Origin of the sequence: Micromonospora sp. NPDC050784 (assembly GCF_044456765.1) — a bacterium.
GTDB classification, from domain to species: Bacteria; Actinomycetota; Actinomycetes; order Mycobacteriales; family Micromonosporaceae; genus Micromonospora; species Micromonospora foliorum.
On record NZ_JBITGG010000004.1, the window covers coordinates 159,646 to 179,916 of the forward strand.

At 73.0% G+C, this 20,271-nt stretch carries 16 protein-coding genes; 3 read left to right on the plus strand and 13 right to left on the minus strand.

Annotated elements, in window-relative coordinates; all coding sequences use genetic code 11:
* Positions 1 to 15 precede the first annotated feature (15 nt).
* The 6 genes from ACIBD9_RS07090 to ligA form a co-directional block, all read right to left on the minus strand.
* Positions 16 to 2,373 (minus strand): transketolase-like TK C-terminal-containing protein, encoded by a 2,358-nt coding sequence (locus tag ACIBD9_RS07090; protein ID WP_396715298.1) that lies wholly within the window; start codon positions 2,371 to 2,373, stop codon positions 16 to 18.
* A gap of 121 nt (positions 2,374 to 2,494) precedes the next feature.
* Entirely contained in the window at positions 2,495 to 3,994 is a 1,500-nt protein-coding gene (gene gatB / locus ACIBD9_RS07095) for an Asp-tRNA(Asn)/Glu-tRNA(Gln) amidotransferase subunit GatB (protein WP_396715300.1), read from the minus strand.
* A 13-nt stretch (positions 3,995 to 4,007) separates the two neighbouring features.
* Positions 4,008 to 5,483 (minus strand): Asp-tRNA(Asn)/Glu-tRNA(Gln) amidotransferase subunit GatA, encoded by a 1,476-nt coding sequence (gene gatA / locus ACIBD9_RS07100; protein WP_396715302.1) that lies wholly within the window; start codon positions 5,481 to 5,483, stop codon positions 4,008 to 4,010.
* A complete protein-coding gene (gatC, locus tag ACIBD9_RS07105; protein WP_238657840.1) occupies positions 5,480 to 5,785 on the minus strand; it encodes an Asp-tRNA(Asn)/Glu-tRNA(Gln) amidotransferase subunit GatC in 306 nt (101 codons plus the stop codon). Before gatC ends, gatA begins: the two co-directional genes overlap by 4 nt.
* 146 nt (positions 5,786 to 5,931) lie before the next feature.
* A complete protein-coding gene (locus tag ACIBD9_RS07110) occupies positions 5,932 to 8,592 on the minus strand; it encodes an EAL domain-containing protein (RefSeq protein WP_396715304.1) in 2,661 nt (886 codons plus the stop codon).
* Positions 8,593 to 8,749: 157 nt separating this feature from the next.
* Complete coding sequence (ligA, locus tag ACIBD9_RS07115) at positions 8,750 to 10,885, minus strand: NAD-dependent DNA ligase LigA (protein WP_396715306.1); 2,136 nt, start codon at positions 10,883 to 10,885, stop codon at positions 8,750 to 8,752.
* A gap of 311 nt (positions 10,886 to 11,196) precedes the next feature.
* Between ligA and ACIBD9_RS07120 the strand changes: the two genes are divergently transcribed.
* Positions 11,197 to 11,733 carry a type II toxin-antitoxin system PemK/MazF family toxin gene (locus ACIBD9_RS07120; RefSeq protein ID WP_396715308.1) on the plus strand — a complete coding sequence of 179 codons (537 nt, stop codon included), beginning with the start codon at positions 11,197 to 11,199 and terminating at the stop codon, positions 11,731 to 11,733.
* A 294-nt stretch (positions 11,734 to 12,027) separates the two neighbouring features.
* Here ACIBD9_RS07120 and ACIBD9_RS07125 read toward each other — a convergent pair whose 3' ends face one another.
* The 7 genes from ACIBD9_RS07125 to ACIBD9_RS07155 all read right to left on the minus strand — a co-directional run bounded on the left by ACIBD9_RS07125 (position 12,028) and on the right by ACIBD9_RS07155 (position 18,550).
* Positions 12,028 to 13,038, minus strand: a complete 1,011-nt coding sequence (locus ACIBD9_RS07125) for an ADP-ribosylglycohydrolase family protein (RefSeq protein WP_396715672.1) — start codon at positions 13,036 to 13,038, stop codon at positions 12,028 to 12,030.
* A gap of 30 nt (positions 13,039 to 13,068) precedes the next feature.
* Entirely contained in the window at positions 13,069 to 13,434 is a 366-nt protein-coding gene (locus ACIBD9_RS07130; RefSeq protein WP_181539234.1) for a VOC family protein, read from the minus strand.
* Between the two features lie 36 nt (positions 13,435 to 13,470).
* Positions 13,471 to 14,475: a methionine synthase gene (locus ACIBD9_RS07135; RefSeq protein WP_396715311.1), complete on the minus strand. Its 1,005-nt coding sequence runs from the start codon at positions 14,473 to 14,475 to the stop codon at positions 13,471 to 13,473.
* A 37-nt stretch (positions 14,476 to 14,512) separates the two neighbouring features.
* A complete protein-coding gene (mnmA, locus tag ACIBD9_RS07140) occupies positions 14,513 to 15,586 on the minus strand; it encodes a tRNA 2-thiouridine(34) synthase MnmA (protein ID WP_396715313.1) in 1,074 nt (357 codons plus the stop codon).
* Positions 15,587 to 15,789: 203 nt separating this feature from the next.
* Positions 15,790 to 16,965, minus strand: a complete 1,176-nt coding sequence (locus tag ACIBD9_RS07145; protein WP_396715315.1) for a cysteine desulfurase family protein — start codon at positions 16,963 to 16,965, stop codon at positions 15,790 to 15,792.
* A gap of 104 nt (positions 16,966 to 17,069) precedes the next feature.
* A complete protein-coding gene (locus ACIBD9_RS07150; RefSeq protein ID WP_396715317.1) occupies positions 17,070 to 17,723 on the minus strand; it encodes a class F sortase in 654 nt (217 codons plus the stop codon).
* Positions 17,720 to 18,550 carry a DUF4397 domain-containing protein gene (locus tag ACIBD9_RS07155; RefSeq protein ID WP_396715319.1) on the minus strand — a complete coding sequence of 277 codons (831 nt, stop codon included), beginning with the start codon at positions 18,548 to 18,550 and terminating at the stop codon, positions 17,720 to 17,722. The genes ACIBD9_RS07150 and ACIBD9_RS07155 overlap by 4 nt, the downstream gene beginning before the upstream one ends.
* A 230-nt stretch (positions 18,551 to 18,780) precedes the next feature.
* Between ACIBD9_RS07155 and ACIBD9_RS07160 the strand changes: the two genes are divergently transcribed.
* Both ACIBD9_RS07160 and ACIBD9_RS07165 read left to right on the plus strand, forming a co-directional pair.
* Entirely contained in the window at positions 18,781 to 19,383 is a 603-nt protein-coding gene (locus tag ACIBD9_RS07160) for an RNA polymerase sigma factor (RefSeq protein ID WP_396715321.1), read from the plus strand.
* On the plus strand, positions 19,337 to 20,194 hold the full coding sequence (locus tag ACIBD9_RS07165) for an anti-sigma factor domain-containing protein (protein ID WP_396715323.1): 858 nt from the start codon (positions 19,337 to 19,339) through the stop codon (positions 20,192 to 20,194). The genes ACIBD9_RS07160 and ACIBD9_RS07165 overlap by 47 nt, the downstream gene beginning before the upstream one ends.
* Positions 20,195 to 20,271: the final 77 nt, after the last annotated feature.

Consider the following 20,271-nt stretch of genomic DNA (forward strand, 5'->3'; position numbering starts at 1 on the left):
GGCGCGGCCGACGGGTCAGCGGAGGGCGATGGCGGCCAGTGCGGCGTTGACGATGCTGCCGGGCAGCAGGTCGTGCAGCTCGTACAGCTCGGCGACGCTGCCGGACTGGCCGAACTCGTCCACGCCGAGCGGCACCGCCGGTGCGCCGACCGCCGAACCGAGCCAGGCCATCGCGTGCGACGCGGCGTCGTGCACGGTCACCACCGGCACCCGGTCCGCGAACGCGGACCGCAGCGCGCCCGGCACGCTGGGCACCGTGGCCGTGCGTACGCCCTGGCGCAGGGTGCGCTGCCAGGCGCGGTAGAGCCGGTCCAGCGAGGTCACGTCCACCACGTGTGCGGCGATGCCCTCGTCGGCCAACTCCGCCGCGGCGGTCAGCACCTCGGGCAGCACCGCGCCGGAGGCGGCCAGCTGCACCACCGGGGCGTCGACCAGGTGCGGGTACGCCTGGTGCGCGTCGACCAGCCGGTACGCCCCGGCGACGACCTGCCGGCGCAGCACCGCGTCACCGAGCCGCGCCCGGGCCGCCTCGAACGGCGCCTGGTCCAGTGGTCGGGTGCTCAACCGGAAGTAGTACGCGCCGTCCTCGGCGGGCGCGGCGGTCGCGGCCGGGGCAGACCCGCCGGCGATCTGCCCGAGCGCGTCGCAGAGCAGCCAGTCGAGGGGGGCCGCGTACGCCGGCTCGACGAAGGTCACCCCGGGCAGCTCCAGGCCGACCGACGCGGTGATCGTGGACTGGTGGGCGCCGCCCTCCGGGGCGAGGGTGATGCCGGACGGGGTGCCGGCCACCACGAACCGGGAACCGGAGTAGGTGCCGTACAGGAACGCGTCGAGGCCGCGCAGCACGAACGGGTCGTAGACCGTGCCCACCGGCAGCAGCGGCTGCCCGGACAGGTCCCAGGAGAGCCCGAGCTGGCCGAGCAGCAGGAACAGGTTCATCTCCGAGATGCCCAGCTCGATGTGCTGCCCAGCGGGGCTCTCCGTCCAGCGCAGCATCCGGTCCTCGGTCCAGGAGCGCTGCTCGGTGGGGGCGAAGACCCCGGTCTTGTTGATGAACCCGGCGAGGTTGGTGGAGGTGGCCACGTCCGGGGCGGTGGTGACCAGGTAGCGGCCCACCTCCCGGTCCCGCGCCAGGTCCACCAGCACCCGACCGAAGACCTCCTGGGTGGAGATCGGCTTGTTGGCGCGTACTCCCGTGCTCTCCGGAACGGTGACCCCCAACGCACGCTCGCGCGGCGCGCGGGACAGCGCCTCCCGGCGGGCGCCGGCCTGGATCCCGGCGGGTGACGCCGGGTCGAGGCGGTCCCACTCGGTGTCGGCGGTCAACCCCTGCGCGGCGCGCAGCGTGTCGACCTGCTCCGAGCTGAGCAGCGCGGAATGGTTGCGCGGATTGCCGGCGATGGGCAACCCCCAACCCTTCACGGTGTACGCGAAGACGACGCTGGGCCGGTCGGTGACCGCGTCGCACTGGGCGTACGCGTCCAGCATCGCCGCCAGGTCGTGCCCGCCCAGGTCGGTGACGAGCGGGCCGAGCTTCTCGTCGTCGACGTGGACGATCAGCTCGTCGATGCCGGCCGGCGCGCCGTCCAGGAACTGCTTGCGCAGCGCCGGCCCGGCCAACCCGAACAGCGACTGGTACTGCTCGTTGGGCATCGCGTCGATCCAGTCGCGCAGCGCCTCGCCGCCCGGCCGGGCGTACGCCTCGGCGAGCCGCCGACCGTACTTGACCTCCACGACGTGCCAGCCGGCCGCCTCGAACTGGCCCCGCCACTGGTTGATCCGGATGCCGGGGACCACCCGATCCAGCGACTGGCGGTTGAAGTCGACGAGCCACATGACGTTGCCCAGCCCGGTGGTCGCCGGGTCGGCCACCGCCTCCCAGATGTTCCCCTCGTCCAGCTCGGCGTCGCCGATCAGCGCCACGAACCGGGAGTGCGGGCGGGCCCCGAAGTGCGCGTCGACGTACCGCCGGGTGGCGGCGGCGAAGAGCGGCGCCGCCGCGCCCAGGCCGACGGAACCGGTGGAGAAGTCCACCTCGTCCGGGTCCTTCGTGCGTGACGGGTACGACTGGAGGCCGCCACGGGCGCGCAGCCGGGGCAGGTAGGAGCGGTCCAGGTTGCCGAGCAGGTACTGGATGGCGTGGAACACCGGGGACGCGTGCGGCTTCACGGCGACCCGGTCCTCGGCGTCCAGGTGCGCGAACCAGAGCGCGGTCATCGCCGTGACCAGCGAGGCGCTGGACGCCTGGTGGCCGCCGACCTTCACACCGTCGCCGGTGGCCCGGTCGTGGTTGGCGGCGTCCACGATCCGGGTGGCGAGCCAGAGCACCCGCCGCTGGATCTCGTCGAGGACATCGAGGTCGTGCTCGGTCACGGTGGCTCCATCCAGGCGTCGCCGTTGACGCCCTCGCGAGGGGTGCGGGGTGGCCGCGTAGTCGACAGGGGGTGGGGGAAGGCCGCCGCCGGGTCGCGGCGGCGGCCTGCTCCGGTGGGTGTCAGCCCTGGACGCCGAGGCGCTCCAGGATCAGCTCACGGAGGGTCTTCGCGTCGGCCTGGCCCCGGGTGGTCTTCATGACTGCGCCGACCAGTGCGCCGACCGCCGCGACCTTGCCGCTGCGGATCTTGTCGGCGATGCCGGGGTTCGCAGCGATCGCCTCGTCCACGGCGGCGGTGAGCGCGCCGGTGTCCGAGACGACCTCCAGGCCCCGGCTGGTCATGATCTCGGTGGGCGAGCCCTCACCGTCGACCACGCCCTCCAGCACCGTACGGGCCATCTTGTCGTTGAGCTTGCCGGCGTCGACAAGCCCCTGCAGCTCGGCGACCTGGGCGGGGGTGGCACCGATCTCGGCCAGCTCCACGCCGCTCTCGTTGGCCCGGCGGGACAGCTCACCCAGCCACCACTTGCGGGCCGCGGCCGGGGTCGTGCCGGCGGCCACGGTGGCCTCGATCAGCTCGACCGCGCCGGCGTTCAGCACCGACTGCATGTCCAGGTCCGACAGGCCCCACTGCTCCTGGAGCCGACGCCGGTGCACCCGGGGCAGCTCCGGCAGGGCGGCCTTCAGCTCGGCGACCCAGGCCGGGTCCGGGGCGATCGGCACCAGATCCGGCTCGGGGAAGTACCGGTAGTCGGTGGCCGTCTCCTTCGAGCGACCCGGAGTGGTGTCGCCGGTGTCCTCGTGGAAGTGGCGGGTCTCCTGGGTGATCCGGCCGCCCGCGTCGAGCACCGACGCCTGCCGCAGCATCTCCGAGCGGACCGCCCGCTCCACCGAGCGCAGCGAGTTGACGTTCTTGGTCTCGGTACGGGTGCCCCACTCCTCACCCGGCAGGTTGAGCGAGGTGTTCACGTCACAGCGCAGCGAACCCTCCTCCATCCGCACGTCGGAGACGCCGAGGGTGCGGATCACGTCGCGGAGCTCGGCGACGTACGCCTTGGCCACGTCGGGAGCGAGCGCGCCGGTGCCCGTGATCGGCTTGGTGACGATCTCGACGAGCGGGATGCCGGCCCGGTTGTAGTCGACGAGCGACTCCGTCGCGCCGTGGATGCGGCCGGTGGCGCCACCGACGTGCAGCGTCTTGCCGGTGTCCTCCTCCAGGTGCACCCGCTCGATCTCGATCCGCACCGTCTCGCCGCCCACCTCGACGTCCAGGTAACCGTCGACGCAGATCGGCTCGTCGTACTGGCTGATCTGGAAGTTCTTCGGCATGTCCGGGTAGAAGTAGTTCTTCCGGGCGAACCGGCACCACTCGGCGATCGAGCAGTTCAACGCCAGGCCGATCCGGATGATCGCCTCGATGGCCGCCTTGTTGGCCACCGGCAGCGAACCGGGCAGGCCCAGGCACACCGGGCAGACCCGGGTGTTCGGCTCGCCACCGAAGTCGGTCGGGCAGCCACAGAACATCTTGGTGTTCGTGCCCAGCTCGACGTGGGTCTCCAGGCCGATCACCGGTTCGAAGCGCGCAACGACCTCGTCGTACGCGGGCAGTGTCGTCGTCATCTGGACTCCTGACTCACAGCGCCGGTGGGGTGAACGTGCCGACGGCGGACTCCAACGCGGCGGCGACCCGGTACATCCGGTCGTCGGCCATCGTCGGGGCCATCACCTGCAGACCGACCGGCAGCCCCTCGGAGAGGCCGCAGGGCACCGAGATGCCCGGCCCGCCGTACAGGTTGGTCGGGATCGTGTACAGGTCGGCCAGGTACATCTGGTACGGGTCGGCGGTCCGCGCGCCCATCGGGAATGCCACCGACGGGGTGGTCGGCGAGATCAGCGCGTCCACGCGCTCGAACGCGGCGGTGAAGTCCCGGGTGATGAGCGTCCGGACCTTCTGCGCCTGCCCGTAGTACGCGTCGTAGTAACCCGACGACAGCGCGTACGTGCCGATCATGATGCGGCGCTTGACCTCGGGACCGAAGCCGGCCTCCCGGGTCAGCGACATGACCTCCTCCAGCGACCGGTTGCCATCGTCGCCGACCCGCAGGCCGAACCGGACACCGTCGAACCGGGCCAGGTTGGAGGAGCACTCGCTCGGGGCGATCAGGTAGTACGCCGGCAGCGCGTACGCGAACGTCGGGCAGGACACCTCGACGACCTCGGCGCCCATCTTGGTCAGCGCGTCCACCGACTCACGGAACGCGGCCATCACGCCCGGCTCGGCGCCCTCGCCGACGAACTCGCTGACGATGCCGAGCCGCACACCGGTCAGGTCACCGGTCGCACCGAGCTTCGCCGCAGCCACCACGTCCGGCACCGGCTGCGGAATCGAGGTGGAGTCACGCGGGTCGTGCCCGCCGATCACCTGGTGCAGCAGGGCCGCGTCGAGCACCGTACGGGCACACGGGCCCGGGGTGTCGAGCGACGAGGAGAAAGCCACCAGCCCGTAGCGGGAGGTGCCGCCGTAGGTGGGCTTGGCACCCACCGTGCCGGTGACCGCGCCGGGCTGGCGGATCGAGCCGCCGGTGTCCGAGCCGATCGCCAGCGGCGCCTCGTACGCGGCCAGCGCGGCGGCGCTGCCACCACCCGAGCCACCGGGGATCCGGCTCAGGTCCCACGGGTTGTGCGTCGGGCCGTACGCCGAGTATTCGGTGGAGGAGCCCATCGCGAACTCATCCATGTTGGTCTTGCCGAGCATCACCGTGCCGGCCTCCCGCAGCCGCTGCACGATCGTCGCGTCGTACGGCGGGCGCCAGCCCTCCAGGATCTTCGACCCAACGGTGGTCGGCACACCCCGCGTGGCGAGCACGTCCTTGACCGCGACCGGCACCCCGGCGAGCGGGCCCAGCTCCTCGCCGGCGGCCCGGCGCTCGTCCACCGCGCGGGCCGCGGCGAGCGCGCCGTCGGTGTCGACGTGCAGAAAGGCGTGCACCCGGTCGTCGACCGCGGCGATCCGGTCCAGGTGCGCCTGGGTCACCTCGACGGCGGAGGCCTCGCCCCCAGCGACCAGGGCCGCGATCTCCGTCGCGGTCATGCTGATGAGATCGCTCATGAGGCCACATCCTCGCTCAGGATCCGCGGTACGCGGAACCGCTGGTCCTCGGCGTCGGGCGCGCCCGACAGCGCTTCCTCCGGGGTCAGGCACGGCGTGACGACGTCCTCGCGGAAGATGTTGGTCAGCGGCACCGAGTGCGAGGTCGGCGGGATGTCCGCGGCGGCGACCTCGCCGACCTGGGCGACCGCCTGGAGGATCACGTCGAGCTGGCCGGCGAACGTGTCCAGCTCCTCCTCGGTGACGGCGAGCCGCGACAGGCGCGCCAGGTGCGCGACCTCCTCGCGGGAGATGGCGGCCATCCGTGCCCCCTTCTGAATTCCTGCTGGTCGGGCGATGTGCCGGCCGCGCGACAGGTGGAGCGTGACACGCGGTGACCGGAGCGAGTCTATTGTTCCGCTCCGGTGCCGCGTCCCCGACTCCCCCCTCCAGCGGCCCTCGTGCCGGGTCAGCGGGTGGGTCGGCGAGCGACATCCGGCTGCGGGTGCCCGCCGGTCGGGCGGACCGGCCGGTACCGGGCCAGCCAGGTGACCAACTCCTCGGCCGGCATCGGCCGGGCGTAGAACCAGCCCTGAGCGGCGTCGCAGCCGGCGGCGTGCAGCATCCGCCAGGTCCGTTCGTCCTCGACACCCTCGGCGACCACCCGCAGCCCCAGCGCGCCGGCCAGCTCGATCATCGACCGGACGATCGCCGCGTCGTCGGCGTCGTCGGCCATGCCGAGGACGAACGATCGGTCCACCTTCACCTCGGCCAGCGGCAGCCGGCGCAGGTGCTGGAGGGAGGAGTAGCCGGTGCCGAAGTCGTCCAGCGCGATGGCCACCCCGATCCGGTGCAGCCGGGAGATGGTGGCCAGCACCCGGCGCGGGTCGGCCATCAACGCGCCCTCGGTGATTTCGACCTGCAGCCTCTCGGCGGGCACCCCGTAACGGGCCAGCCGGTCGGCGATCTGGTCGGCGATCTCGCCGGTGTGCAGGTCGCGCACGCTCACGTTCAGCGCCGCGCGCAGGCCGATGCCGGCCGCCGACCACTTGGCCAGCTGCTCCACCACGTCGTCCACGACACGACGGGTGAGCAGCCGCATCACGGCGCTCTGCTCGGCGACCCGGATGAGTTCCTCCGGGTCGACCATGCCCCGCCGGGGGTGCCGCCACCGCAGCAGGGCCTCGACGCCGACCACCTCGCCGGTGGCGATGGCGATCTGCGGCTGGTAGTACATGGTGATTTCCCCGGCGTCGTCGGCCGGCTCGTCGTCCGCGTGTGCCCACCCGGTCGATTCGAGTGGCTGCCCAGGACTACCCGACCCGACGTCCCGCCGCGCCCCGGTGCGACCCTTGCCCACCGCGCTTCCGTTCGGGGACCGTCGACCGATCCCGGCGCGCCGCTCCCGGGTCGGGCCGGAACGGGTGCCGGCGACCGTGGTACGGGCGTTGCGACCCCGGATCGGGTCGGCTCCGGTGGCGATCCGGTTGATCAGCTCGTCGGAGTGCACCAGCTCGGCGTCGGTGCGCCGACGGCGTGCCCACCACCGGCCAACTCCCGGCGGTGCCGTGGTGACCGCCGGCGCCGGGTCCGCCGCGGGCCCGGACCGGCCCGGCGCCGCGGTGGGCAGCGCGCCCTCGGCCGGGGCCCCGGTGGGCAGCGCCGCGCCGTCACCGCCGCGCACCTCCGCCGACGCGACAAGGGGTACGTCGGCCGTCCGCTCGGCGTCGCTCGGCACACCGTGCCGGCCGTTCCCGTCCGGCTGCACGCCCTCGGCCTGGTCCTGACCTGCCGGCTCGGCGTCGAACGGCGCCTCGGTCGATGGGCTGGCCTCCAGTACGCGGCGCAGGTCGGCGAGGAGGCCGAGTCGCTCGGCGGAGTTGTGGTCGGACTCCGGGGCGTACACGGCCACCGTGTCGTTGCGGTGCTTGGCGTCGTACATCGCCACGTCGGCGTGACGCATCAGGGTGGCGAAGTCCTCGCCGTGCTCGGGGAAGAGGGCGATCCCGATCGACCCGCCCACGTCCAACGGCAGCCCGTCGAGCGGCACCGGCTCGGCAAGCGCCTGGACCACCCGGTCGGCCAACTCCCGCGCCTGGGCGACGTCGGTCAGCCCGGTCATCACGATGGCGAACTCGTCACCGCCGAGCCGGGCGATCATCTGTGGTCGGGGTTGCATGTCGGTGAGTCGGGCGCTGACCTCGACCAGCAGCCGGTCGCCCACGGCGTGCCCGAGGGCGTCGTTGACGTTCTTGAAGCGGTCCAGGTCGATCAGCAGCAGCGCCAACTGCCCGTCGGGCTCACCGCGGGCGGTCCGCTCGGCATGCAGGTGCACCTGCTCCGCCACCTCGGCCAGCAGGGCCTTGCGGTTGGGCAGCCCGGTCAGCGGGTCGGCGGCGGCGAGGTGCTGCTGTTCGTTGGTCAACCGCGCCATCCGGTAGACGGCGAAGAGCGGCACCAGCACCAGCGGGATCAGCGCGGCGCTGACCCGCGCCGCGGCGACCAGCACCGGGGCGAGCAGCAGCAGTGAGCCGGTGGAGAGCAACTCGAAGCCGAGGCCCTGGCGGACGGTGGGCCACCAGCGATCTCCGAAACGCAGCCGCACCGCCCAGCTGACCAACCCGTAGTTGACGACGAACCAGGCCAGCGCGGCGCCGCCGACCGCGGCCACGTCGGTCCAGTGCAGCCGCCCGCCGGAGAAGATGGTGCCCGAGCCGAGCTGGATCACCCCGTACGCGGCGGCGAGGGCGCACGCGTACTGGCCGACGTTGAACGCCGTGCGCCACGCGGCGTGCCGCATCCGCCAACCCGAGACGACCACCCCCACCGCCTGCACCACCACCGCCGGGCCCAGACCCCAGCCGAGCAGGATGGCGAAGGTGAAGCAGGTGGACGGGAACACCGCCGACGTCTGCCGGCGCCCCGGTGGGACGAACGGGCGCGCGTCGCAGACCACGGCGAGCGCGGCCATCGTCCAGAACGCCACCGGCAGCCGGGACAGGTCGTCGGGGAGCGTCGCGAGTGGAACGGCGGCGGTCAGCGCGGCGACCGCCAGGATGCCAGCGACGAAGGCGGCGAACGGTGCGACCCGTCCCGCAGGAAGCGAGTTGCGTGGGTCGGCGACCTCCACCACACCTCCCGACCGACCGTCGGCGTGCCGGTGCGCACGCCGTGACCCAATGAAACGCCCTCGGCCCCCAGTTTCCCGGTATGACAGTCACGAATCGGTCGTAGTCGTAATTAAGTTGGTATACGCGGCCAGTCGCCGCGCCCAGCCGCCGGTGGGGTCAGCCGCCCGGCTGAGCGACGTCCCGGGCGGCGTCCGGCCCGGCCTCCAGCAGGAGCCGGAACCCGTCCTCGTCGAGCACCGGCACCTTGAGACTGGCCGCCTTGTCGGCCTTCGACCCGGGGTTGTCCCCCACCACCACGAAGCTCGTCTTCTTGGAGACCGACCCGCTGACCTTGCCGCCCCGGCTCTGCACGGCCTCGGCGGCCTGGTCTCGGGAGAAACCGGCGAGCGTGCCGGTCACCACCACTGTCAACCCCTCCAGCGGGCGCGGCCCCTCGTCGCCCGCCTCCTCCGCCATCCGTACGCCGGCCTCGGCCCACTTGCGGACGACCTCGCGATGCCAGTCCACCGCGAACCACTCCCGGAGGCTCGCCGCGATGGTCGGCCCGACCCCGTCGACCGAGGACAGCTCCTCCTCGGTGGCCGCGTCGATGGCGTCCATCGAGCGGAAGTGCCGGGCGAGCGCCTGGGCGGCGGTCGGGCCGACGTGCCGGATCGAGAGCGCCACCAGCACCCGCCACAGGTCCCGTTCCCGGGCGACCGCCAGATTGTCGAGCAACTTGCTGGCGTTGCTGCCCAGGCTGCCGTCCTTGTTGACGAAGAACGGGGACCGGGAGAGCTGCTCGGCATCGAGCTGGAACAGGTCGCCCTCGTCCGCGATGACCTCCGCGTCCAGCAGGGCCGCCGCGCCCTTGTAGCCGAGCGCCTCGATGTCGAAGGCACCGCGACCGGCGAGGTGGAACACCCGCTCGCGCAGTTGGGCCGGGCAGCTGCGGGTGTTGGGGCAACGGATGTCGACGTCGCCCTCCTTCGAGGGGGCGAGCGGGGTGCCGCAGGCCGGGCAGGTGGTCGGCATGACGAACGGCCGGGCATCGGCGGGCCGCAGGTCGACCACCGGGCCGAGCACCTCGGGAATCACGTCGCCGGCCTTGCGCAGCACCACCGTGTCACCGATCAGCACGCCCTTGCGCTCCACCTCGCGGGCGTTGTGCAGGGTGGCGAGCGCGACGGTGGAACCGGCCACCCGCACCGGCTCGAGCACGGCGAACGGGGTGACCCGGCCGGTGCGCCCCACGTTGACGTCGATGTCGAGCAGCTTGGTGGTGACCTCCTCCGGCGGGTACTTGAAGGCGATCGCCCATCGCGGGGCACGACTGGTCGACCCGAGCCGGCCCTGGATGGAGACCGGGTCGACCTTGACCACCACACCGTCGATCTCGTGCTCGACGTCGTGCCGGTGCTCGGCGTAGTAGGCGATGAACTCCGCCACGCCGGCCAGGTCCGGGACGACCCGCCACCGGTCACTGGTCGGCAACCCCCACGACTTCAGCGCCGCGTACGACTCGGACTGTGCTGTGGGCTGGAACCCACGACGGGCGCCGATGCCGTGCACCACCAGGCGCAGCGGCCGGGTGGCGGTGACCCGTGGATCCTTCTGTCGCAGGCTGCCGGCGGCGGCGTTGCGGGGGTTGGCGAAGGGCGCCTTGCCCTGCTCCACCAGGCCCGCGTTGAGATCGGCGAACGCGGCGATCGGGAAGTAGATCTCGCCCCGGACCTCCACCAGCTCGGGGATGTCCGGGAATTCGGCGGACGGGGCGAGCTGGCTGGGCACGTCCCGGATGCTGCGCACGTTGGCGGTGACGTCCTCACCGGTGCGCCCGTCGCCCCGGGTGGCGGCCCGGACCAGCCGGCCGTTCTCGTAGGTCAGGTTGATCGCCAGCCCGTCGACCTTCAGCTCGCACAGGTAGGGCACCGGGCCGCCCGCGTCGCGTTCGACCCGCTCGGCCCAGGCCGCCAACTCCTCGTCGGCGAAGGCGTTGTCGAGCGAGAGCATCCGTTCGGCGTGGGTGACCGGGGTGAAGTCGGTGGAGAACGTGCCGCCCACCCGTTGGGTCGGCGAATCGGGCGTCCGCAGCGCCGGAAACTCCTCCTCCAGTGCCTCCAACTCGCGCAACTGCCGGTCGAAGTCGGCGTCGGGGATGGTCGGCGCGTCCAGCACGTAGTAGCGGTACTGGTGCTCGGTCAACTCCTGACTGAGCGCGGCATGCCGCTCCCGCGCCTGCGGCGTCGGCTCAGCCCCGGCCGCCGCATCCTGCGCCGGGCTGACCTGCTGACCGATCTGCTCCTCGGACACACCGCCACCTTCGGACACGCCTGCGACCTCCCTGATCACGCTACTCCGGCACCGTATCGGGCCGGTGGGACAATCCGCCGCCCGCCCGCGCCCGGAGCGACCTCGCCCTCAGCCGCGTCCGATGATCACTTGATGCTCGGTAGTCGTCGGCGGGCCGATTCAGCTACTCACCATCAAGTGATCAAGGGTGACCGTCGGGTGGCTCGGGGCGGTGGGACAGCCTGCGGTGTGGTTGGCGGGCGGCACGGGCGGCAGCGTGCAAGGATCGCCGGACGGTGCGACCGGCGGGTCGCCGGGACGCGGAGGTACGGATGCCCGAGGCACTGCTCTGGGCGGTGGCGATCCTGCTGGCGGTGGCCGCCGGCTGGGCGTGGAACAGTTGGCGGCACCGGGTGGCCAACCGGCGTCCGGGCACCCGGCCGGGTCGGGGCAGCACCGACGGCCGTCGTCCCACCCCGCCACGGCCGCGCGGCGGCGAACGGCCGTCCACCAAACCCGGCTCGCGCGACAGCGGACGGGCCGCCGACACCCCGGCGCCCGGTGAGATCTGGTGGGCCGACGTGCCGTACGCCGACGGCAGCGGGTCGAAGGTACGCCCGTGTCTGGTGCTGCGCGCCGACTCCCGGGGCGCCGACGTCCTGAAGATCACCAGCCAGGACAAGAGCGACCGGGACGACCACGTCCGGATTCCCACCCGGGACTGGGACCCCGGCGCGGAGCACGACAGCTACCTCAGCCTCACCGAGCCGATCCGACTCAACTCGGCCGCCTTCGCCGACCACGCCGGCCGCTGTGACGCCGACCTGTGGCGCAAAGTCCGCAGCCTGCGTCACCTCCCCACCCCCTGACCGCCCTCGCCGCCGGCCGCCGACCGCCGACCGCCCCTGACCATCCTCGTGGCCGGCCGCCGGCGGTGATCGACTCGCGTTCCTGAAAGTCGCGGTGTCCTGAGGCCCCGGATGCCCCGATTTACAGAAACCCGAGTTGATCATGCCGAGGGGCCACATCAGGTCGGCCGGCCAGCCAAGCGGCGCAAGTCAAGCGAGCAGGCCAGACCGGGCAGACCGCCGGGCCGGGCCAGGCACACCGGGCCGGGCCGGGCACACCGCCGGGCCGGACCAGGCACACCGGGCCGCGCCGGGTCAGTCCCAGGCCGCGCCGAGGGTGGCTAGCTGGTCCGCGTACTCGATGCGGTTGGCCCATTCGCGCGGCCACGCGGTCATGCCGACGGCCGCGCCCACGAAGGCGCCGGCCAGGGCGGCGATCGAGTCGGAGTCGCCGGCGGTGGTCGCGCCCCGGGCCAGTGCCGCCACCGGGTCGTCGGCGTGCCGTACGGCGCAGAGCACCGCGGTGGCCAGCGCCTCCTCGGCCACCCAGCCCTCCCCGGTGGCCTGGCACGGGTCGCCGCCGTCGTCCGGCTGCGCCAGGGTGTTGGTCAGCCGGCCCAGCACGGCCAGGCACTCGTCCCAGCCCTGGGCGATGAACTCCTCCGGAGAACCGGAACCGGCGCGTTGCCAGAGGTCGCCCAGCCACCGTTCCCGGTAGACCAGGCGCTGGGACAGTGCCCGGTCGGTGAGCACCGCGGGGAGCTCGGACAGCGGGACACCCGCGCGCAGGGCGGAGACGGCGTACGCGGTGAGTTCGCTGGCCGCCAGCCCGGTCGGGTGACCGTGGGTCAGCCCGGCCTGCAACTGGGCCAACCCGGCGAGCGTGTCGAGGTCCACCTCGAGCAACCCGACCGGGGTGACCCGCATGTTGGCTCCGCAGCCCTTCGAGCCGACCACCGTCGCATCCTGCCAGCGCACCCCACGGCTCAGCTCGGCGCAGGCGCGCAGGCAGGTCATCCCCGGGGCACGGTTGTTGTCCGGGCTGACGGCCCAGGCCAGGAAGCGTCGCCGCAGCAGTGGCTCCACCGCCTCCGGCGTGAACGACGGCGCCTCGCGCAGCGCCCAGCCCACCGCCAGCGCCATCTGGGTGTCGTCGGTGACCAGCGCCGGCTCGCCGGACAGGTCACGCGGACCGGTCGGGCCGTACCGGTGCTCGATCTCGGCGACGGTCAGGAACTCGGTCGGCTTGCCCAGCGCGTCACCGTAGGCAAGGCCGAAGAGCGAACCCGAGGCGCGCGACGCAGCAGTGTGGATCACGGCGGCCATCATGCCCGGCCGCCGCAACCCACGCGGATCTCAGTCCCAGCAGAGGCAGAACGGGTGGCCGGCCGGATCGGCGTAGACCCGGAAGCCCTCGCCCTCACCTGGCAGCCGCCGAGCCCCGAGCGCGAGCGCGGCCTTCTCGGCGGCCTCGATGTCGTCCACCGTCACGTCGAGGTGGAACTGCTGCGGGCGCTCGGGATCCGGCCAGGCCGGTGGCCGCAGGTTGAGCGCCTGTTGGAAGGCGAGGCGCGGCTGGTGACCGGGTGGGCCGCCCAGCACCACCCAGTCGTCATCGGAGTCGCCCTCGGCGAGCGGTACCCCGAGCAGCTCGGCGTAGAACGCCGCCAACGCCCGCGGGTCCGGGCAGTCGATCACCACTGAACGCAGCTGTCCAATCATGACCGTCATCCTGCCCAGCGGGTACGACAGGAAACCTCAGTCCTCGGCGAAGCGCCGGCCGGCGTCCCGGCACGCCGCGAGCACCGCCCGGGCGTACTCCGGGGTCGCGCCGGCGAGGCCGCAGGCCGGGGTGACCACCACCTGCTCGGCGAGTTGCCGACGGGGAAAGCCGAGGCGGTCCCAAACCTGGCGTACCCGATCGGCGATCTGTGCGGAGGTCGGCGCGCCACCGGCCGACGGCGGCCGGGTCGGCGCGGCCCCGGCCAGCAACCCGAGGCCGGCGTCGAGCGCCTCGCCCAGCGGGTCGAGCTTGGTGACGAGGTCCAGGTCGAGGGCGACCGCGACGGCGCCGGTGGAGCGGATCAGTTCCAGCGGCACGTCCGGGGCGCAGCAGTGCACAAGAGTCGGCACGCCGACCGCGTCGACGACCGTGCGCAGCAGGGCGGCGGCGTCCACCGACTCGACGGCCCGGTACGCGCCCAGCCCGCTCTCGGTCGGCACCCGCCCGGCCAGCACGGTCGGCAGTGACGGTTCGTCCAGTTGCAGCAGCACCGATGCCCCGGGCAGCCGACGGGCGACCGCCGCGACGTGCGCGCGCAGCCCCTCGGCGAGGGAGCCGGTGAGGTCGCGGACCGCGCCGGGATCGCGCAACAGCCGGCCACCGATCGGCAACTCCAGGGAGGCGGCCAGGGTGAGCGGGCCGGCGGCCTGCACCTTGATCGGCCCGGCGTACCCCTCGGCCTGCTCGGCGAGCTGGTCCAGGTCGCGTTCCATCAGGTCCCGGGCCCGGCGCAGGTCACGGCCCGGGCGTGGGGCGACCCGCCACCGCCCCGCGTACACCTCGACGGGCAGCTCGACGAGCAGCCCGGCGGACCGGCCGATCATGTCCGCGCCGGGGCCACGGGCCGGCAACTCGGGCAGGTGGGGCAGCTCGGGAAGCTCACCGAGGACCACCCGCTGAGCCTCACCGATGTCGGTGCCGGGCAGCGAACCAATTCCGGTTGCCGCGCCGGCCGGCCAGGGCCACGCCTGATCTGTCACGGGCGAAGGCTATCCCGCGAACACCCAGGCCGTGCGGTCAGCCGGTGATGGTCGCGGAGCCGAGGACGACGTCGCCGGCCGGGTCCGGCCGGTACGCCACCAGGGCCTGACCGGCGGCGACACCGCGCACCGGTCGGCGCAGCTCGGCGTGCAGCCGGTCACCGTCGAGGGCGACGGTCGCCGGCACCACGTCGCCGTGCGCGCGCAACTGCACCTCGCACTCGACCGGCGCGTCCGGACGGGCGCCGCCGGTCCAGACCGGACGTAGCGCGTGCACGTCGGAGACCTCCAGCGCCTCGGCCGGGCCGACCGTCACCGTGTTGGTCTTCGGGGTGATGGAGAGCACGTAGCGTGGCCGCCCGTCCGGGGCCGGCCGGTCCAGGTGCAGCCCGCGACGCTGCCCCACCGTGTACGCGTACGCGCCGCTGTGGCTGCCGACGACCGCGCCGGTGGACGCGTCCACCACGTCGCCGGGCGCCTCACCGAGCCGGCCGGCGAGGAAGCCGCGGGTGTCCCCGTCGGCGATGAAGCAGATGTCGTGCGAGTCCGGCTTGTCGGCCACCGCCAGGCCACGCTCGGCGGCCTCCGCACGGACCTGCGCCTTGGTCGAGTCACCGAGCGGGAAGATCGACCGGTCGAGCTGCTCGCGGGTGAGCACGGCCAGCACGTACGACTGGTCCTTGGCCAGGTCGACGCTGCGCCGCAGCAGCCCGTCCGCGCCGAGGCGGGCGTGGTGCCCGGTCACCACCGCGTCGAAGCCCAGGGCCACCGCCCGGTCCAGCACCGCCGCAAACTTGATCTTCTCGTTGCAGCGCAGGCAGGGGTTCGGCGTACGGCCGGCGGCGTACTCGGCGACGAAGTCGTCGACCACGTCCTCGTGGAAGCGGTCGGCCATGTCCCACACGTAGAACGGGATGCCGATCACGTCGGCCGCCCGCCGGGCGTCCCGGGAATCCTCCAGGGTGCAGCAGCCGCGCGCCCCGGTCCGATAGGTCTGTGGGTTGCGGGCCAGCGCCAGGTGCACGCCGGTCACGTCGTGCCCGGCCGCCACCGCCCGCGCCGCCGCCACGGCCGAGTCAACCCCACCCGACATCGCCGCCAGAACCCTCACCGACCCACTCCCTTTCCCCGTCCCCACGACAACCCTATCCACCAGCCCCGAAAACCCCGCCACCCCACGAACCCCAGCCGCCCACCCGCGTCGATCATGGAGTTGTGGTGCCCGAAATCGACCGGTGAGCACCTTTCGCCACCCACCACAACTCCATGATCGACGCGGAGAGGGGCGGGGGCGGGGCGGGGATGGGGCCCGGGTCAGCGGGGGGTGCGGAGGGCGGCGGCCCGGCGGGCTCGGTCGACTGCTGCCGGGAGGGCCGCGATGAGGGCGTCGATGTCGGCCTGGGTGCTGGTGTGGCCCAGGGTGAAGCGCAGGGAGGAGCGGGCGCGGTCGTCGTCGGCGCCCATCGCGAGCAGCACGTGTGAGGGCTGGGCCACGCCGGCCGAGCAGGCGGAGCCGGTCGAGCAGGCGATCCCCTGCGCGTCGAGCAGGAGCAGCAGCGCGTCGCCCTCGCAGCCGGGGAAGGAGAAGTGCGCGTTGCCGGGCAACCGGTCGGTCGGGTCACCGTTGTAGACCACCTCGGGCACCGCCTGACGAACCCGCTCGATCAGGTCGTCGCGGAGCGCGGCCACCCGGGCCGCGTACTCCTGCTGGCCCTTCACGGCCGCCTCCACGGCGACCGCGAAGGCCACGATGCCGGCGGTGTCCAGGGTGCCGGAGCGGACGTCGCGTTCCTGGCCGCCGCCGTGCAGCAGCGGCGTGGCCGGCACGTCCCGGGCGAGCAGCAGCGCGCCCACCCCGGTCGGGCCGCCCAACTTGTGCCCGGTGACGGTCAGCGCGGCGACCCCGCTGGCGGCGAAGTCGACGGGCACCTGACCGACCGCCTGGATGGCGTCGGTGTGGAAGGGCACCCCGTGTTCGGCGGCGACGGCGGCCAGCTCGGCCACCGGCTGGACGGTGCCCACCTCGTTGTTCGCCCACATGGCGGTGACCACGGCCACCTGGTCGGCGTGCGCGGCCAACTCGGCGCGCAGAGCCTGCGGGTCGAGCCGACCGCAGGCGTCCACCGGCAGCCAGCCGACGTCGGCGCCCTCGTGCTGGGCCAGCCAGTCGACCGCGTCCAGCACGGCGTGGTGCTCGACGGCGCTGGAGACCACCCGACGGCGGTCGGGCTTGGCTGCCCGGCGGGCCCAGAAGATGCCCTTGACCGCGAGGTTGTCGCTCTCCGTGCCACCACCCGTGAAGATCACCTCAGAGGGCCGGGCGCCCAGCACCGCGGCCACCTGCTCGCGTGACTCTTCGACCCGGCGGCGGGCACGGCGGCCCGCCGCGTGCAGGGAGGACGCGTTGCCGACCTCGCGGGCGGTAGCGACGTACGCCTCCAGTGCCTCGTCGAGCATCGGAGTCGTCGCCGCGTGATCCAGGTAAGCCATCGCCGTTCAGCGTACGGCCGACACCTTGGGGACCGGATGCCGGAGGGGGACCGCACGCAACGGCCGGGGTGGAACTCCACCCCGGCCCGATGCGCACGGGCCGGTCAGGCGGGCACCGCGGTGACGACGATGTTGTCGCGGTACTTGCGCGCCTTGGCGTCGAACGGCCCACCACAGGTGATCAGGGTCAGCCGCGGCTTGCCGTCGCGGGCGAAGTACCGGTCCAGCGGGATCTTGGTCTTGGCGTACTCCTCCCGGGCGACGACCCGGTAGCGGTGAGCCTCGCCGTCGCTGCCGGTCGCGGTCAACGTGTCACCCTGGTCCAGCTCACGCAGCCGGTAAAAAGCCCCCTTGCCCTGTTTGGCGCTGTCCACGTGACCGGCGATGACCACCGAGCCGGCAGCCGCCTCCAGGCCGGGGCCGTAGCGGTACCAGCCGATCTGGTCGACGCTCGGCGGCACCTCGAACTCGTTGGTCCGCTCGTTGATGCCGACCGCGTTGACGGTGGCGGTGACGTCGATCTCCGGGATCAGCAGCCGTACCGGTGGGATGGTCTTCGGGCCGGCGGGCAGCTCACCCGCGGTCACCGACACCGACGGCGCGCCGGCGGCGGTCGGTGCGGGGCTGGCCAGCGTGCTCGCCTCCTCGGCCCCCACCGTCCCGGCCGGCTGGTTGGCGCACGCCACCAGGGCGGCGACGGTGAGCGCGGCAACGCCGGCGGCCAGGGCCGCCAGCGCGCCGCGGTTGCGCACCGTCACTTGCGGCCGGTCCGTGCGGTCGCCATCCGCACCCCACCACCAAGCAGCAGGAGTACGCCGGCACCGGTGAGCACGTACCACCAGGTGTCCACGCCCGTGCCGGCCTGGCCACCGTCACCGCTGGGCACGCCGCCCGGGGCGGAGTGCAGGCCGGTGATGGTCTGGGCCACCACGTCGAGGGTCTTGCCCTCGGCGGAGCCGATCGCGTAGACGATCGTGGCGGTGCCCTCCCTGAGGTTGAGGTCCGCCGGGCCGATGGCCACGGTGTCGGTGCCGGCCAGCACCACGTCCGCCTTCACGTTGCCCGCGTCGACGTCGCCCTTGGCCTCGTTCGGGTTGGTGAGGTCCTCGAAGACCGGGGTGCCGCCGGCGCGGACGTCGACCGCCGGGGCGGCGGCGGTGTGCCGGACGATCAGCCGGGCCTTGCCGGCGTCGACCTTCGAGACGTCGTTCACGAACGGGGTGATCTTCGGCTGGCCGGCGGCGTCGAGGTGGGCCGCGATGCTGATGTTCGCGCCGCCCGGCACCGCGGCGTTGTCGACCTTGAGGATCGCGCTGCCGATCGGCTCGCCCGGCTTGGTGAGCGCGATGTCGTAGTCGCCCTCCTCCAGGTTCAACGGGCCGGCGACGTCGCCGGGCTTGAAGTTGTCCAGCGTCTTCTTGCCGTTGACGTAGACGTCGACCGGGATGTCCGGGATGCCGTGCACGACGGAGACCTTCGACGTGGCGGCGTACGCGGGTCCGGCGGTGAACGCGCCGACGCCGGCGAAGGCCAGCGCGGCGACCGCGCCGCCCGCGGCGACCCGACGGAAGTACGAGAGCTGCATGTCTGCCTCCTGCTAGTTGGTGCTGATTCGTCAGGCCTGGCTTGCAGAACGGGTTACGCCGGCTCTCGGACGGGTGGATGCGCCCCGCAGGCAGTTTTCTTTTCCGGCCCCACCCGCATCCGGAACAGGGTCGGGGAACGAAGAGCTGGTGAGATGACATCGACCGGGGAAGTGGGGCGGAGACTGTGGCGGCTACAGTCGGGCATGCCCCATCGAAGGCGAGCCGCCCGATGACGGCGCTACGACAGGAACCGGACCCTCCGGTGGACGACCTCGACCGCAGGTTCCGCGACGGCGACGACGTGGCGCTCCGCGAGGCGTACGACCGCTACGGTCGTGCCGTGCTCCACCTGGCCACGTCCATGCTGGCGAACCGCAGCGACGCCGAGGACGTCACCCAGGCCACGTTCGTCGCCGCCTGGCTGGGTCGCGACACGTTCGACCCGGCCAAGGGGTCGCTGATCGGTTGGCTGCTCGGCATCGGCCGGCGGAAGGTGATCGACCGGATGCGCGCCTCGGCCCGCGAGACCCGGGTGGTGGAGACGGTCCGGCAGCTGCCCGAGCCGGCGCCGACCGGCCCGGACCCGGACCGCGTGGTGGACCGGTTGGTGATCGCCGACGAGCTGGCCCGCCTCCCGGACGATCAGCGGCGGATGCTGGAGTTGGCCTTCTACGACGACCTGACACACCAGCAGATAGCCACGGTGACCGGCGTGCCGTTGGGCACCGTGAAGAGTCACATCCGATGCGGCATGGCGAGCTTGAAACGCAGATGGGAGGTGGACGGTGCAGCACCTGGACCACGACCGGCTGGTATTTCTGGCGCTCGGTGAGAGCGAGGCGGACAACGGGGAGAGCACCCACCTCGGCACCTGCGCGCTCTGCCGGGCGGAGGTGGCGACCCTCCAGCAGGTGGCGGGGCTCGGCACCGAGACGCAGGGCCTGGCCGACCTGCCCGACCCCCCGGAGCACGTCTGGCAGGGCATCGAAGCCCAGGTCAGGGCCGCGGAGGCCGGGCCGGCACGGGCCGAGACCCGGCGGCAGCAGATCCCCGGGCAGGGCCTTGCCGCCACTGCCGAGCAGACCGCCGGCATGACGGCCGGGCGGCCCGCTGGCACGACGGACGAGCAGGTCAGCGGCGTGACGGCCGAGCCGACGGTGACCCGGTTGGATTCGGCGCGCCGGTCCCGTCGGGGCTCTGGCTGGTCGCGCTGGGTGGCCACCGCGGTGACCGCGGCCGCCGCCGCGGCGGTCGGCGTGGTGGGCACCGTCTCGGTGCTCCGACCGGACGACCCGACGCCCACCCCGACGCCGGTGGTGGTGGCGAGCGCGCCGCTGGCGGCGTACGGGGCGACACCGCCGGCGGCCAAGGGCAACGCCCGAGTTTTCCAGGATGGCCAACTACATCTGCATGTGGCGAATCTCCCGCGCGTCCCGGGGTACTACGAGGTCTGGCTCATCAATCCGACGACGATGGAGATGTTCTCGGTCGGCACCCTCGGGGGCGGCCCGGACGCCCTGCTACCCCTGCCCCCGAATGTCGACCTCAAGAGCTACTCGGTGGTTGACGTTTCCGCCGAGCGGTACGACAACAACACCCGCCACTCCGGCGACAGCCTGTTGAGGGGCTCTCTGACGGGCTGATCGGCGGGCCGGCTCAGCTCCCCGGCTCGCCGATCAGCTCCCCACATGGCAGTGGCCGCCCGTGCAGACGGGCGGCC